Annotated in this window: 14 protein-coding genes; 5 read left to right on the forward strand and 9 right to left on the reverse strand. The window is 71.0% G+C overall.

The window, feature by feature from the left end; all coding sequences use genetic code 11:
* Window positions 1-290 precede the first annotated feature (290 nt).
* From glmM to rplM, 3 genes are all read right to left on the reverse strand, one after another.
* Window positions 291-1,640, reverse strand: coding sequence for a phosphoglucosamine mutase (glmM, locus tag ACFE76_RS00780; protein ID WP_375429822.1), 1,350 nt, complete (start codon window positions 1,638-1,640; stop codon window positions 291-293).
* Between the two features lie 18 nt (window positions 1,641-1,658).
* A complete protein-coding gene (gene rpsI, locus ACFE76_RS00785) occupies window positions 1,659-2,177 on the reverse strand; it encodes a 30S ribosomal protein S9 (protein WP_375429823.1) in 519 nt (172 codons plus the stop codon).
* A 90-nt stretch (window positions 2,178-2,267) separates the two neighbouring features.
* Window positions 2,268-2,711 (reverse strand): 50S ribosomal protein L13, encoded by a 444-nt coding sequence (rplM, locus tag ACFE76_RS00790; protein WP_375429824.1) that lies wholly within the window; start codon window positions 2,709-2,711, stop codon window positions 2,268-2,270.
* Window positions 2,712-2,988: 277 nt separating this feature from the next.
* Here rplM and ACFE76_RS00795 point away from each other — a divergent pair, with 277 nt between their 5' ends.
* Together ACFE76_RS00795 and ACFE76_RS00800 are read left to right on the forward strand one after the other, a co-directional pair.
* On the forward strand, window positions 2,989-4,269 hold the full coding sequence (locus ACFE76_RS00795) for a citrate synthase (RefSeq protein ID WP_375429825.1): 1,281 nt from the start codon (window positions 2,989-2,991) through the stop codon (window positions 4,267-4,269).
* A gap of 135 nt (window positions 4,270-4,404) precedes the next feature.
* Window positions 4,405-5,319 (forward strand): 2-hydroxyacid dehydrogenase, encoded by a 915-nt coding sequence (locus ACFE76_RS00800; RefSeq protein WP_375429826.1) that lies wholly within the window; start codon window positions 4,405-4,407, stop codon window positions 5,317-5,319.
* An 87-nt stretch (window positions 5,320-5,406) separates the two neighbouring features.
* Here the strand turns inward: ACFE76_RS00800 and ACFE76_RS00805 are convergent, their stop codons facing one another.
* From ACFE76_RS00805 to ACFE76_RS00830, 6 genes are all read right to left on the reverse strand, one after another.
* The gene (locus ACFE76_RS00805) at window positions 5,407-6,423 is read right to left on the reverse strand and encodes a glycosyltransferase (protein WP_375429827.1); all 1,017 of its coding nucleotides are present in this window, start codon (window positions 6,421-6,423) and stop codon (window positions 5,407-5,409) included.
* 4 nt (window positions 6,424-6,427) lie between these two features.
* Window positions 6,428-7,240 (reverse strand): glycosyltransferase, encoded by an 813-nt coding sequence (locus tag ACFE76_RS00810; protein ID WP_375429828.1) that lies wholly within the window; start codon window positions 7,238-7,240, stop codon window positions 6,428-6,430.
* Window positions 7,241-7,285: 45 nt separating this feature from the next.
* Window positions 7,286-9,031 carry an ABC-F family ATP-binding cassette domain-containing protein gene (locus ACFE76_RS00815; protein WP_375429829.1) on the reverse strand — a complete coding sequence of 582 codons (1,746 nt, stop codon included), beginning with the start codon at window positions 9,029-9,031 and terminating at the stop codon, window positions 7,286-7,288.
* Window positions 9,032-9,092: 61 nt separating this feature from the next.
* A complete protein-coding gene (locus ACFE76_RS00820) occupies window positions 9,093-9,620 on the reverse strand; it encodes a peptidase (protein ID WP_375429830.1) in 528 nt (175 codons plus the stop codon).
* 166 nt (window positions 9,621-9,786) lie between these two features.
* Complete coding sequence (locus tag ACFE76_RS00825; RefSeq protein ID WP_375429831.1) at window positions 9,787-11,175, reverse strand: sensor histidine kinase; 1,389 nt, start codon at window positions 11,173-11,175, stop codon at window positions 9,787-9,789.
* The gene (locus ACFE76_RS00830; protein ID WP_375429832.1) at window positions 11,172-11,828 is read right to left on the reverse strand and encodes a response regulator transcription factor; all 657 of its coding nucleotides are present in this window, start codon (window positions 11,826-11,828) and stop codon (window positions 11,172-11,174) included. The genes ACFE76_RS00825 and ACFE76_RS00830 overlap by 4 nt, the downstream gene beginning before the upstream one ends.
* Window positions 11,829-11,963: 135 nt before the next feature.
* On the opposite strand from ACFE76_RS00830, the gene ACFE76_RS00835 reads away from it, so the two are divergent.
* The 3 genes from ACFE76_RS00835 to ACFE76_RS00845 are packed head-to-tail and all read left to right on the forward strand — an operon-like array spanning window position 11,964 to window position 14,856.
* The gene (locus ACFE76_RS00835) at window positions 11,964-13,067 is read left to right on the forward strand and encodes an outer membrane lipoprotein carrier protein LolA (RefSeq protein ID WP_375429833.1); all 1,104 of its coding nucleotides are present in this window, start codon (window positions 11,964-11,966) and stop codon (window positions 13,065-13,067) included.
* 9 nt (window positions 13,068-13,076) lie between these two features.
* Window positions 13,077-14,006, forward strand: a complete 930-nt coding sequence (locus tag ACFE76_RS00840) for an ATP-binding cassette domain-containing protein (RefSeq protein WP_375429834.1) — start codon at window positions 13,077-13,079, stop codon at window positions 14,004-14,006.
* Window positions 13,993-14,856 carry an ABC transporter permease gene (locus tag ACFE76_RS00845; protein ID WP_375429835.1) on the forward strand — a complete coding sequence of 288 codons (864 nt, stop codon included), beginning with the start codon at window positions 13,993-13,995 and terminating at the stop codon, window positions 14,854-14,856. The genes ACFE76_RS00840 and ACFE76_RS00845 overlap by 14 nt, the downstream gene beginning before the upstream one ends.
* Window positions 14,857-14,870 lie beyond the last annotated feature (14 nt).

Below are 14,870 nucleotides of genomic sequence, written 5' to 3' on the forward strand. Positions count from 1 at the left end.
GGCCGCTGGGGCCGTCTGCCGCGAGATCAGAACCGGCAGAAGCAGTCCTTTCTGTTGCTTGGATCCGAGGACCCTGCGGGTTGTTCCGCAACAGAAGTTCACCGCACACGCGCCGCAGCCACCATTAGCCTTTGGCCATGCCTAGGCGGAGATGACGAAACGCCAGCCTTCGGCCGGGAGCGCTGACCCGGTCCGTGACCCCAGGCTCCGCAGGACTCACACCGGCGTAGATCCTGACCCGCGAGCGCGGACGGCAGGACCTCGGCGACTGTGCCGGGCAGCAGCCGGGCTCAGAGCGACAGGGAGGTCTTCACCACGTCGGCGAGCCGGTGGGCCACATCGTTGGCCTGGTCGAAGGTCTCTGCCTCGACCATCACCCGGACCAGCGACTCCGTACCGGAGGGGCGCAGCAGCACCCGGCCCGAGTGACCGAGCAGGGCCGACTCCTCGGCCACGGCAGCCGAGAGCACCGGGTCGCTGTCGGCGCGGGACTTGTCCACGCCTGGCACGTTGACCAGCACCTGAGGCAGCCGGGTCATCACCGACGCGAGCTGGGCGAGGGTCCTGCCGCTGGTGGCCATCCGGCTCATCAGGTGCAGACCGGTCAGCACGCCGTCGCCCGTGGTGGCGTGCTCCATCATCACCACGTGGCCCGACTGCTCGCCGCCGAGGTAGAAGCCACCCTTGCGCATCGACTCGAGCACGTAGCGGTCCCCCACCCGGGTCTGTTCGACCGTCAACCCCTGCGCCTGCATCGCATGCACGAAGCCGAGGTTGCTCATCACCGTGGCCACCACCGTGTCGTGCTTGAGCCGGCCGGACTCGCGCAGTGCGAGGGCGAGGACGGCGAGGATCTGGTCGCCGTCGACGATCCGGCCGGCGGCGTCCACCGCGAGACAGCGGTCGGCGTCCCCGTCGAGCGCGATGCCGATATCGGCGTGCCGGGCCAGCACCTCCTCGCGGAGGGAGTCCATGTGGGTGGAACCGCAGTTCTCGTTGATGTTGGTGCCGTCGGGCTCGGCGTGAATCCGGACCACCGTCGCACCCTGGGCCTCGAACGCCGCCGGGCCGGCCATGGAGGCGGCCCCGTTCGCGCAGTCGACGACGACGGTGATGCCGTCAAGGCTGACGGGCCCGACGCTGTTGACCACGTGAGCGACGTAGCTCTCGACCAGCGACAGGTCGTCGGAGACCCGGCCGACTGCTGCCCCGGTGGGCCGCGACCACGCGTCGTCGAGCCGGTCCTCGATCGCGTCCTCGAGGGTGTCGTCGAGCTTGCTGCCACCGCGGGCGAAGAACTTGATGCCGTTGTCGGGCATCGGGTTGTGGCTGGCCGACAACATGACGCCGAGGTCGGCTCCGGTGGCTCCGGTGAGGTAGGCCACCCCTGGAGTAGGCAGAACGCCGAGGCGGACGACGTCCACCCCGGCGCTCGCGAGCCCGGCGACCACAGCGGCCTCGAGGAACTCCCCCGAGGCCCGCGGGTCCCGACCGACGACGGCACACGGCTTACGACCGGCAAACTCACCGGTCTCGGCCAGCACGTGGGCCGCCGCCACCGAGAGCTGCAGGGCCAGCTCGGCGGTCAGCGCCTCGTTGGCCCGGCCCCGAACACCGTCAGTACCGAACAGCCGGCCCATGCCGCGCCTGTCGTGACGTCAGCGCTTGCTGTACTGAGGCGCCTTACGGGCCTTCTTGAGGCCAGCCTTCTTGCGCTCCTTGATCCGCGAGTCACGGGTCAGCATGCCGGCCTTCTTCAGCGAAGCGCGGCTCGCCTCCTCGTCCACGGAGTTCAGGCAGCGGGCGATGCCGAGACGGAGGGCGCCGGCCTGGCCGGTGACGCCGCCACCGTGGATGCGGGCGATCACGTCGTAGGAACCGGGCACGGCCGCGGTCGAGAACGGCTCGGCCACGATCTGCTGGTGCACCTTGTTGGGGAAGTAGTCCTCGAGCGTGCGGCCGTTGATGACCCACTGACCGTTGCCCGGGGTGATCCGGACGCGCGCGATGGCTTCCTTACGACGACCGGTCGCCCCGGCGGGGGCCACGACGGCGGGCCGACCGGACGGGCCGAACGAGGTCTGCGGGGCAGCCTCGGAACGGTAGGCGATCTCGCGGTCCTCGTCGACGAAGGGCGTGACCTCGTCGGGAGTGGTCTCGGTGGCGGTGTCAGACACTCTTGATCCTCATGCTCTGGTGGTCTTTGCTGCTGGCGTCGAACGTCACGTGCTGCGTGGTGAGGGCAGTGCCGGTCACTGTACTCACGGTCACTGGGCGACCTGGGTGATCTGGTACTCCTGCGGCTGCTGGGCCGAGTGCGGGTGGTCGGGCCCGCCGTAGACCTTCAGCTTCTTGATCAGCTGGCGGCTCAGCCGGTTCTTCGGCAGCATGCCCCAGACGGCAAGCTCGACGACCTGACGCGGGTCCTTGGCCAGCAGGTCACCCGCGGCGATCGAGGTCAGGCTGCCAGGACGGCCGGAGTGCCGGTGGTAGAACTTGTCGGTCCGCTTGGCCCCGCCGAGCGCGATCTTCGACGCGTTGACGATGACGACGAAGTCGCCGCCGTCGACGTGCGGGGCGAAGGTCGGCTTGTGCTTGCCGCGGAGCAAGGTCGCGGCGGTGACGGCGAGACGCCCCAGGACGACGTCGTTGGCATCGATGACATGCCAGTGCCTGGTGATCTCGCCAGGCTTGGGGCTGTACGTAGACACGGTCCTTGACCAGCTTCCGTTTGTTCGAGGTGATTCTGTCGGTCGTTCACGCTGTGTTGTTCGTGCGGGTCTTCGTCGTGCGGTCTAGCTGTCGTGCGATCTGGCTGTTCGCGGTCGCCGCACACGGTCAGCACACGTGGGTGAAGGCAACAGCGGACCAGACTACCGCCGCGCCGAAGATGGGTCAAAAAGCCCGAAAACCTCTGCCGTCGGCGTCGTGTCGGGGATCATAGTCCCCCCGCTGGCTCGGCCCTAGGCGCGCCGCTAGGTTGTGCGCATGACTGATTCGCTCACGGTTCGCGACAACCGTACGGGCCGCGAGTACGAGCTGGCGATCACCGACGGCACCATCCGCGCCGCCGACCTGAAGCAGATCGCGGTCGACGGCGAAGTCGGCCTGGCCACGTACGACCCGGGCTTCGTGAACACCGCTTCCTGTCGCAGCTCGGTGACCTACATCGACGGCGACGCCGGCATCCTGGAGTACCGCGGCTACCCCATCGAGCAGCTCGCCGAGCACTCGACCTTCCTCGAGGTCGCGTACCTGCTGATCAACGGCGAGCTGCCGACCAGCGCCGAGCTCGAGCACTGGACGCATGACATCACCTGGCACACGTTCCTGCACGAGAACGTCAAGCAGCTGATCGAGGGCTTCCGCTACGACGCCCACCCGATGGGCATGCTGATGGCTTCGGTCAGTGCGCTGTCCACGTTCTACCCCGAGGCGAAGAACATCACCGACGCCGACAACCGGATGCTGCAGATCACCCGGCTGATCGCCAAGATGCCGACGCTCGGCGCCTTCGCCTACCGCCACCAGCTCGGCAAGCCGTACGTCTATCCCGACAACCGGCTCAGCTACACCGAGAACTTCCTGGCGATGCTGTTCAAGATGAGCGAGCCGAGCTATCAGGCGGACCCGCGGCTGGTCAAGGCGCTCGACATCCTGCTCATCCTGCATGCCGACCACGAGCAGAACTGCTCCACCAACGCTGTCCGCTCCGTGGGCTCGTCCGAGGTCGACCCGTACTCGGCCGTCGGCGCCGGGATCGGTGCCCTCTTCGGGCCGCTGCACGGCGGGGCGAACGAGGCCGTGCTGGCCATGCTGCGGCGGATCGGCTCCACCGACAACATCCCCGCGTTCATCGAGGGGGTCAAGGCCGGCAAGGAAAAGCTGATGGGCTTTGGCCACCGGGTCTACAAGAACTTCGACCCGCGCGCCACCATCATCAAGAAGGCCTGCGACGACGTCTTCGAGGTCACCGGGGTCAACCCGCTCCTCAAGATCGCCCAGGAGCTGGAAAGGATCGCGCTCGCGGACGAGTACTTCGTCAAGCGCAAGCTCTATCCCAACGTCGACTTCTACTCCGGCCTCATCTACGAGGCGCTGCAGTTCCCGCCGGAGATGTTCACGGTGCTGTTCGCCATCGGCCGGACGCCCGGCTGGCTGGCCCAGTGGAACGAGCTCGTGCAGGACAAGGACCAGAAGATCGCCCGCCCGAAGCAGATCTACACGGGCATCCGCACCCGGGACTTCGTGGCGATCGGCGACCGCTGACTGGCCGCTACGCCACCGCTACGCCTCGTCCGCGGGTCGGTCACCCCAGTCCGACGCCGGCAGCGAGACCGTAACCAGGACTCCGTCGCCTTCCCGATCCGGGTGGACGCTGAGCCGCCCGCGTACGGTGTGCGCATGACCGTGGTGTGCCTTCCTGACTCCCATGCCGTCGAGCTCCTCGGCCCCGTGCCCGACGGTGTCCGCGTGGTGGCCTGGAACGGCGAGGCCGACCAGCCCGACGGGCTGGCTGAGACGACGTTCTGGGTGCCTCAGGTGGAGGACTCGACCGACCTGCCCGGCAAGTTCGCCGCCATGCCGAAGCTAAAGGTGATGCAGCTGCTCAGTGCCGGGGTCGAGGACGTCGCCGGCCACGTTCCCGAGGGCGTCCAGCTGTGCGACGCGCGGGGGGTGCACGGCAGCTCGGTCGCTGAGCTGGTGCTCGCCTTGATCCTCGCGTCGAACCGCCGACTGCCCCACTTCCTGGACGCGCAGCGCCGCGGCGTCTGGGACCTGGTGCAGGGCGAGGACCTCCGGGACAAGCGCGTCCTGATCATCGGGGCCGGCGACCTGGGCGAGCAGACCGCCCGCCGGCTGCGGAGCTTCGACGCCGAGCCGGTGCTGGTGGCGCACTCCGCCCGGGACGGCGTGCACGCCACTGCCGAGCTGCCCGACCTGCTGCCGGACGCCGACGTCGTGGTGCTGACCCTGCCGCTGACCAGCAAGACCGAGGGCCTGGTCGACGCCGAGTTCCTCGCGTCGATGCCCGCCGGGTCGCTGCTGGTCAACGTCGCCCGCGGCAAGATCGTGGACACCGACGCCCTGGTGGCCGAGCTGACCTCGGGCCGGCTACGGGCCGCACTGGACGTGGTCGAGCCCGAGCCGCTGCCCGAGGGGCACCCTCTGTGGAGCGCGCCGGGCGTGATCATCACCCCGCACGCCGCCGGCGACATCACCCAAGCCGGCGCGCGGGCCTTCGCGCTGGTCAACGCCCAGCTGCGCCGCTACCTGGCCGGTGAGCCGCTGATCAACGTGGTCGAGGGCGACTACTAGCTCCACCCAGCAATAGGTTGCGACATCGTGCCGCGTACTCGCGGCACCATGTCGCACCGTGTTCCACAAATCCGCTGGGGGACTGGCTCAGGCGTAGGCCGTGAAGTTCGGACCGAGCGCGTCCAGCCAGGTCACCGGGTGGGTCGCCGTGGCCGCAGCACCCGGTCGGGCCAGGGCGGCGACGACGGCCGAGTCCAGCGCCGAGGCGGTCCGCTCGAAACCGTAGCGCTCCAGGACCCAGGCCCGGTTCGCCTCGCGCAGCTCGCTGAGCTCGTCAGCTCGGCTGAGCAGGTCGACCACGGCGTCGCGGAGCAGTAGCGGTCGTTGCTCGGGCACCCGCCACGCGCCGGGAGCCTCGAACAGCTCGTACCCGCCGCCGCCGTCGTAGCCGACGACCAGGCAGCCGGAGGCGAACGCCTCCGCGACCGGGAGCCCGAAGCTCTCGCTGTGCCCCAGCGAGACGAAGACGGTGGTGGCGCCCAGGGTCTGGGCCACGGTCGTACGCGGGGCGTCGGTCAGGGGACACAGCTCGACCTCGGCGAGGCGCGGGTCGACGGCCAGCAGCCGCGCCAGCAGCGACGCCTCCCGCGGCCGTTTGCGCGGGAACCAGCTGACCCGTGGGCCGGTGGGCGGGCCGGGCCGGAACAGCTCGCCGTCGACCGGGTTGGGCACGAGCCGGACGTCGAGGTCGACCAGCAGGCTCGCCAGGACGTCCCGGCTCTCGGTCGACACGGCCCAGACCGCGGGCGACGGGGACCAGCCCGGGTAGGTCTGGTCGCTGCCGGTGCTGACACGTCCGGGCGCCGCGGCGTAGGTGTAGAAGTGGTTCTGGTTGAAGATCACCTTCCGCGCGCCAAGCGCCGGGTCGAGCCCGGGGACGATCGGCACCTCGGGCAGCACGAGCAGGTCGGCCGCGCCGATCTCGAGCGTCGGGCCGACCAGCACCGGCACGGTTGCGTCGATCCAGTCGGGCCGTGCCGTGGGCAGCCAGAGCCAGGCCTGGTACCCCGAGGCCCCGAGCAGCTGGACGTGCTGGGTGAGCACGTGCACTCCGCCGCTGTGCCGGGGCGTGGCGAACCCGGCGTACAGGATGCGGCCGGTCACGCTCCTACAGGTACCACGAGGCGCCGCTGCCGGTGTTGTGCGGCGGGAAGGAGTCCGGGCTGAGTCCGACCTGCGCGCGCCAGTCCTCGCCCCAGAGGCTGTCCATCCCGTTCAGGATCTCGATCCGGTTGGCCTCGGACGTCTCGCCCAGCCGGTTCATCGTCGCCCGCCGCAGGTGCGAGACGTAGGCACCCTCGGTGACGAGGCAGACGTAGCCGGCCGCTCGGGCCCGCAGGGCGAGGTCGATGTCCGAGCCGTAGCCGTGGCGTGGGAAGGCCACGGTGTCCAGCAGGCCGATCTCGGCGATCGCCGGCACCGAGAAGGCGATCGCCGTGCCGTCGCAGAATGGCACCTCGCGGACGGTCGGCTGCGGGGCGTACGCGGCCGCGGTCTCGGGGATGACCGAGGCCCGCTGGTGCAGCCAGAAGTCGTCGTAGCAGGCGGCCACGATCGCGGCGTCCGGGCGCTCGGCGAACGGGGCGACCAGACCGGCGAGGAAGCCGGGCGAGAGCCGGGTGTCGTTGTTCAGGACCGCGCAGACGTCGAAGCCCTCGTCCATCGCCGACTGCAGGGCCCCGTTTGCCGACCCGATCCAACGGAGGTTGGCGCCGGCTCGGTAGACCGTTGGCTGGTGCTGGGTCGCCAGCGCCGACGGCGGCAGCTCGTAGTCGCCCGCGTTGTCGACGACCACGATCCGGGTGTCGGGCAGCAGGTCGGGGTCGTCCCGGAGCAGATCGGCCAGCACCGTGTCGGTGAGCTCGGCCGACCCGTACGCGGGGATGGCGACCAGGACCCTCGGAGACGTGGGGCCCGTCACCGGGTCAGACCGAGGTGCGTCATGGGGTTCACCGTAACGGGGCGTTCAACGGGCGCGTTGCACCCGCAGCTCGTCCCAGACCGGTTCGGCGGACTCATAGACGCTGCCGTCGGAGCCGAAGACGAGGAACCGGTCGAAGCCCTGGGCGAACCAGCGGTCGTGGGTGACCGCGACGACCGTGCCCTCGAAGGCCGCTATTCCTTGCTCCAGCGCCTCGGCCGACTCGAGGTCGAGGTTGTCGGTCGGCTCGTCGAGGAGCAGCAGGGTGGCGCCGGACAGCTCGAGCAGCAGCACCTGGAACCGGGCCTGCTGGCCGCCCGACAGCGAGTCGAACCGCTGCTCGGCGGCCGGGGCCAGCTCGTAGCGGTCGAGCTTGCGCGACGCGAGCTCGCGGCCCATCCCCTGCCGACCGCGTCCGTCCGGCTCGGCATCGCCACGGTGCAGGATCTCCAACAGCGTCTTGCCGAGGAGCTCCGGGTGGTGGTGGGTCTGGGCAAACCAGCCGGGCCGGACGCGCGCGCCGAGGCGAGCGCTGCCCGTATGGGCGACGGCCGCGATGTCGACGCCGCCGACCGGCTGGTGCTCGACGTCGGGGTCGGAGCCACCGCGGGCCAGCAGCCGCAGGAGGTGGGACTTGCCGGACCCGTTCGAGCCCAGCACGGCTACCCGGTCGCCGAACCAGATCTCGGTGTCGAACGGCTTCATCAGCCCGCTCAGCTCGAGGTCGGTGACCACCACGGCACGCTTGCCGGTCCGACCGCCGCCGAGCCGCATCGACACGTTCTGCTCCAGCGGGACCGCCTCGGGCGGACCGGCCTCCTCGAACTTGGCCAGCCGGGTCTGCGCCGCCTTGTAGCGGGAGGCGAGTCCGTCGTTGAACTTGGCCTTGACCTTGTACATCTGGACGAGGTCGATGATCTTCTGGTGCTCCTCGTCCCAGCGCCGTCGCAGCTCCTCGAACCGCGCGAAGCGGGCCTTACGGGCCGCCGCCAGCCCGGCGAAGCCGGAGCCGTGCACCCAGACGCTGTTGCCGGCGGCGCCCAGCTCGAGCACGGCGACGCTGGTGGCGGCCTGGGCGAGCAGCTCCCGGTCGTGGCTGACCAGCAGCACTGACTTCTGGGTGGCGGCGAGCTGAGCCTCGAGCCAGCGCTTGCCGGGCACGTCCAGGTAGTTGTCGGGCTCATCGAGCAGCAGCACCTCGTCTGGCCCCCGCAGCAGCGCCTCGAGGGCCAGCCGCTTCTGCTCCCCGCCCGACAGGGTGCTCACCTCGCGCCAGCGGACCCGGTCGTACGGGACCCCGAGCGCTGCCGTGCAACAGGCGTCGAAGGTGACCTCGGCGTCGTAGCCGCCGGCGTCGCCGTAGTCGGCCAACGCCTGGGCGTAGGCGAGCTGGTTGGCCTCGCTGTCGTCCTCCATCAGCGTCAGCTCGAGGGCGTCGACGGCCGCGGCGGCATCCCGGATGCGGGCGGGGGCGAGGGAGAAGAGGAGGTCGCGCACATCGGCGGAGCCGCGGGGGGTCTGCGGGGTCGTCCCCCCAGGATGTAGTTGGCTCGCATCGCGGATGCTGCCGATGAACTGGCGCATCACACCGAGCCCGCCGCTGCGCGACAGGGTGCCGCTGCTGGGGTTCAGGTCGCCGGCGATGATCCGCAGCAACGTGGTCTTGCCGGACCCGTTCGGGCCCACGAGCGCCACCACCGAGCCCTCGCCCACCCGGAACGAGACGTCGTCCAGCAGCACGCGGCCGTCCGGCAGGTGGTACCCCACAGCAGAAAGATCGACGTGCCCCATGTGCTTCTCCCAGAGTCAGACTCTCAGGGTGCTATAGAGCACCCCCATGCTGACAAGTCGGTTAAGCGGCGAGGAGCATCGCGAGGGCGGCCGTGTCGGCGTCGCTCTGCGGGTTGATGCCCGTCCGGCTGACCAGGTGGGTGATCGTGCCGTCGACATCGGCCTCCACCCAGGCGGCGCGGTGCTCGAGCCCCAGGTGCGGCAGGCCTGGCAGAAAGACGCAGCCGGACGCCGTCTCGTACTCAGGGACCGACGCCAACGTGCTGGACGGCGGGTGCAGCACCAACAGTCCCGGTGGCTGGGCCGCGGCAAAGAGCCCGGGCTTGAGCGGGTGGTCGCCGGTGAACTGCCCCTCGGCCACCACCAGCCCGACCGCGCCGGGCTGCGGCCGTTCGGGCAGCTCCTCGCGGACCCGGAACACCGTGCTCACAGGCAGCAGGCCGGGTACGGCCGCCATCTGCACGGCGAGCACGAGGAACTTGGCCCACTCCACGGTGTCCTGCGGCCACCGACCGATCAGCAGAAAGCCGTACAGCGACCCGTCGGACTGCAACGGGGCGACTTCGACCGCTCGCGGACGACCATCCATGACAACCTCCAGCAGCTGGGGTGAGCAGGACCGCCGGTACCTCGTCGAGGAGGCTCAGGGCGCGGTGGGTGGGCTCATCGTCCGTACGCAGGGGCTGGCACACAAGGGGGTGCGAGTGCCAGCGTGACGGTTGGCACGCCTGAGACGAGCGTCGGCGTGACCGAGATCACGAGCTCGTTGGCCGCGGCAACGTCACGACCGCCTGCAGCGACCACGGTGGCGGCGCGTCAGCAAAGCTCAGCGTGCCGCCGGCGCGGGTGACGAGCTCGCGGGCGATGGGCAGGCCCAGGCCGGTCCCGCCCAGGCTGCGACCGCGGGCGTCGTCCAGCCGGGTGAAGCGTTCGAAGACCCGTTCTCGCTCGTCCGCGCTCAGGCCGGGGCCGTCGTCGCGCACCACCAGCCGGACCTCGTCGTCGGCGAGCACCGCCTCCACCTCGACGGCGGAGGTGGCGTGCCGAACGGCGTTGTCGACGAGGTTCTGACACGCTCGGCGCAGCTCGTCGCGGTCGCCGACCAGCTGCGGCTCCCCCTGGGTGCGGACGGTGACCGGGACGCGGCTGCCGGTCTGGCTGGCCGCCACCTCCGCGAGCAGGTCCGCGACCTCGAGCCGGTCCTGACGGGCCGGACCGCGGGTGTCGGCGTCGACGCGCGCCAGCAGCAGCAGGTCCTCGACCAGCCGGGCGAGCCGGTCGACGTCGATCAACAGCTCAGCGGGCAGGCTGCCGCCCTCCTTCAACCGCTCGGCCACCTCGAGCTGGGTCCGGATGCTGGCCAGCGGGCTGCGCAGCTCGTGGGCGGCGTCGGCGACGAACGAGCGTTGCCGGGCCCGGCTGTCGGCCAGCCGGTCGAGCATCCGGTTCAGCGTCACCGCCAGGGCCTGGATCTCGTCGCTGGCGGCCGGCACGGCGAGCCGCTCGGCCCGGCTGGTGCCGCTGATCCGTTCGGCTCCGACGCGCAGCTCCTCCACCGGCCGCAGGGTCGAGCCGATCACCCGCCACGCCACCGCGGCCATCGCCGCGAGCACCAGCGGGAACAGGATCAGCAGGCCCCGGCGCAACGCCGCCCGGCTGGCCAGCACGTCCCCGACCGGCAGCGCCACCAGCACGCTGACGGGGGCATTCGACGGCCCGGCGGCGACCGCCCGTACCCGCAGCGGGGTGGACAGCGCGGCCCGCGAGCCGGGGATGACGACGGCCTCGCCGGCCACCGCCCGGGCCAGCTCGGGCGCCCGGAGCAGCGGGACCAGCCGGTCGGCGGTCGCCGAGCCGCCGACCACCCGGTGCTCGGCGTCGACCACCTGCACCACCTGCGCGCCGGAGACCGGGACCGGGTTGGGCAGCTGGTCAGCGTCGACGAGGGCGGCCACCTCCTGCGCGCTGGCCAGCGCCTCGTTGTCGAGAGTGCGGTCGACGGCGAAGGTGAGGGCGCCGTAGAAAGCGGTCCCGCCCACCAGCAGGGCCAGCGCGACGCCGATGACGCCCACCAGCATCAGCCGTGCCCGCAGGCTGAGCGGCCGCCTCCCGCCCCTCGACAAGCTGAGGGAACGGCGGGTCACGTGACCAGCCGGTAGCCGACCCCGCGGACCGTGACGAGCCGGTCGCTGCCGATCTTGCGCCGGAGGTAGCCGGCGTACACCTCGACCACGTTGGGGGCCACCTCGGTCGCCCGGTCCCAGACGTGCTCCAACAGCTCGTCCTTGCTGACGGCCTGGCCGGCCCGGTGGATCAGGTACTCCAGCAGCAGGAACTCCCGCGGCGTCAGCTCCACCGGCTCCGTCCCCACGAACACCTCACGGCTCGCCGGGTCGAGGCTCACCTCGCCGGCGACCAGCACCGAGGGCCGCGGCGGCCGGCCACGGCGCAGCAGCGCCCGCAGCCGGGCGAGCAGCACCACGAACGAGAACGGCTTCGTCAGCCAGTCGTCGGCGCCGTCGTCGAGCGCGTCGGCCTGGTCGTGCTCGCCGTCCTTGGCCGAGAGCATCAGCACCGGCACCCAGTTGTCCTCCGCGCGCAGCCGCCGCACCACCTCATACCCCGACATGCCGGGCAGCATCACGTCGAGGACGACCGCGTCGAAGTCGCCCGACCGCGCCTGGCGCAGCCCCTCGGTCCCAGTCGCGGCCGAGGCCACCACGAAGCCCTCCGCCACCAGCCCCCGGCGCAGGGCGGCGACCAGCCGTTCCTCGTCGTCGACCAGCAGCACCCGCACCCCTCCAGCCTGCCAGAGGCCCGGAGGAGATTTGTGTGTTGAGAAACCCCTCGACTACGAGGGGTTTCTCCACACAAGTTCCTGACTGCGAGCCTGCTCAGCGTTCCCACAGCAGGCGCGGAGAACAATGGCCCCATGAGCTTCTTCGACTCCCGGCCCGCACTGCGCTGGTTTGCCCCGCTGGCGGTCGTTGCGGTCGTCGGCGGGACCAGCCTGCTGGCCACCACGGCGAACGCCGACCCCACCCTCGCCCCCAAGTCGGCCGAGCAGCTGCTCGTCGACGTCCAGAACGCGAAGGTGGACGGCCTGTCCGGCACCGTCGTGCAGAAGGCCAACCTCGGCCTGCCGGACCTGTCCTCGACCGGTAGCGCCACCACCTCCGAGCTCACCTCGCTGCTCTCGGGCACCCACACGTTGAAGGTCTGGACGACCGGCCCCACCCAGTCGCGGGTCGAGGTGCTGGACGACCTGGCCGCGACGGACGTCGTGGTCAACGGGTCCGACGTCTGGACCTGGTCGAGCAGCACCAACGAGGCCACCCACCGGACGCTGCCGAAGGACGTGGGCAGCGCGGACAAGTCCAAGCTGCCGGTCTCCCCGGACGCGCCGAGCACCCCGGAGGAAGCCGCCAAGCAGGTCCTCGCCGCAGTCGGTGACACGACCGCCGTGACCACCGACAAGTCCGCCGTCGTGGCCAAGCGAGACGCGTACGAGCTCGTGCTCACGCCCAAGGACGACCGGTCCAAGATCGAGTCGGTCCGGATCGCCGTCGACGCCGAGACCTCGGTCCCCCTCGACGTGCAGGCGATCGCCAAGGACGGCACCACCGTGTTCGACGTGGGCTACACCGACGTGACCTTCGGCGCCCCGGACGCCGGCCAGTTCGTGTTCACCCCGCCGCCCGGCGCGAAGGTGACCGAGGGCGCGGTGCCGCAGGCCCGCAAGGCCCCGAGCGCCGCCGACAAGAAGGCCGCTCAGGAGAAAGCGCAGGCCGCGAAGTCGGCGACCAAGGTCGTCGGCGAGGGCTGGACCAGCGTGGTGGTGACCACCCTGCCGAAGGACGCGACCAGCTCGCCGCAGGTGGCGGGCGTGGTCAAGGCCCTCACCGCGGTCTCGGGCCCGTGGGGCTCGGGCCGGCTGTTCTCCGGCCCGGCGTTCTCCGCGGTGCTCAGCGACGACGGTCGGCTGGCGGTGGGGGCGGTCGACGCCTCGCTGCTCTACGACGCACTCGCGAAGTAGGTCCGGCCGATGGCCGACCCCGTCCTCACCCGGGGGCTGACCAAGCAGTTCCGGTCCCAGACCGCCGTGGACTCGGTCGACCTGTGCGTCCCGGCTGGCGCGGTGTACGGCTTCCTCGGTCCGAACGGGTCGGGCAAGACCACCACCATCCGGATGCTGCTCGGCCTGATCCGCCCCACCGCGGGCGAGATCAGCGTGCTGGGGATGCCGATGCCGCAGCGGACCGACGAGGTGCTGCGACGGGTCGGGGCCCTGGTCGAGGGTCCGGCCTTCCACCCGTACCTCTCGGGCCGGGCCAACCTGGCCCGGCTGGACGCCGCCGACCGGCACAGCGACGTACGTACGGCCGGCCGGCGGATCGACGCGGCCCTCGACCGGGTCGGGCTGCTGGCCGCCGCGACCAAGCGCTACCGGGCGTACTCGCTCGGCATGCGGCAGCGGCTGGCCATCGCGAACGCGTTGTTGATGCCGCGCGACCTGCTGGTGCTCGACGAGCCGACCAACGGTCTGGACCCCCAGGGCACCCGCGAGGTACGGCACCTGATCAGCGACCTCGCCGCCGACGGTGCCACCGTCCTGGTCTCGAGCCACCTGCTGGCCGAGGTGGCCCAGATGAGCACCCACATCGGGGTGATGTTCGAGGGCCGGCTGGTCTCGCAGGGCTCGATCGGTGAGCTGCAGGCGGGCACCGTCCAGTCCGTCCGGGTCGACACCGACCGTCCTGAGGAGGCCGCGCGGGTGCTGCGCGAGCTCGGCCTGACCGAGGTCACCGTGGGAGCCGAGCGGGCCACCGGCGTGCTCGGGGACGTCGAGGTGGCCAAGATCGTGCCCAACCTCGTCAACGACAACATCGCCGTGCTCGGGTTCACCGTGCAGCGGCCCAGCCTGGAGGACGTGTTCGTGTCCCTGACCGGTGAAGGTTTCGATGTCAGCGGCTGAGGTGCTGGCGACGCCGGGACGCGACGTCCGCCGTCGGCCGTCCCCGCGCTTCCTGCTGTCGGAGCTGCGGATCATCGGCGGCCGTCGCCGCAACATCGCGGGGCTCGGGGTGCTGGCGGTCGTCCCCGTCCTGCTCGCGGTCGCGGTCCGGCTGTCCTCACCCGGCGGGGACGGCGGCGGTCCCAGCTTCATCAGCTCCATCACCGGCAACGGGCTCTTCGTCGCCTTTGCCGCGCTGGCGCTGGAGCTGCCGATCTTCCTGCCGCTCGCCGTCAGCGTGGTCGCCGGTGACTCGCTCGCCGGTGAGGCCAACATCGGCACGTTGCGCTACCTGCTCACCATCCCGGCCGGGCGGACCCGGCTGCTCGCGGTCAAGTTCGCCGCCATCGTCATCTCCTCCCTCGCCGCGACCGTCCTCGTCGCGACCGTCGGCGTAATCATCGGACTGGCCCTGTTCGGCGGCGGCGAGATGACCCTGCTGTCGGGCAGCCAGACCTCGATGGCCGGCGGCCTCGGCCGGCTCGCCCTCACCTGCCTCTACCTCGCCGCGCAGTTCTCCGCGCTCGGCGCCATCGGGCTGTTCGTCTCCTCGCTGACCGAACAGCCGATCGGGGCCACCGTCGCGGTCGTGCTGATCAACGTGATGATGTTCGTCCTCGACTCGATCTCCCAGCTCGCGTGGCTGCACCCCTGGCTGCTGACCCACTGGTGGACCGCGTTCGGGGACTTGCTGCGCGACCCGATCGCCGGAGAGAACATCACCCGCGGGCTGATCACGGCTGCGGTCTACGCCGCCGTCTTCTGGCTGGCCGCCTGGGCCCGGTTCTCCAGCAAGGACGTCACCAGCTGAGCGCCAGGTAGGGT

It is taken from the genome of uncultured Friedmanniella sp., assembly GCF_964244005.1.
Lineage (GTDB): Bacteria > Actinomycetota > Actinomycetes > Propionibacteriales > Propionibacteriaceae > Microlunatus.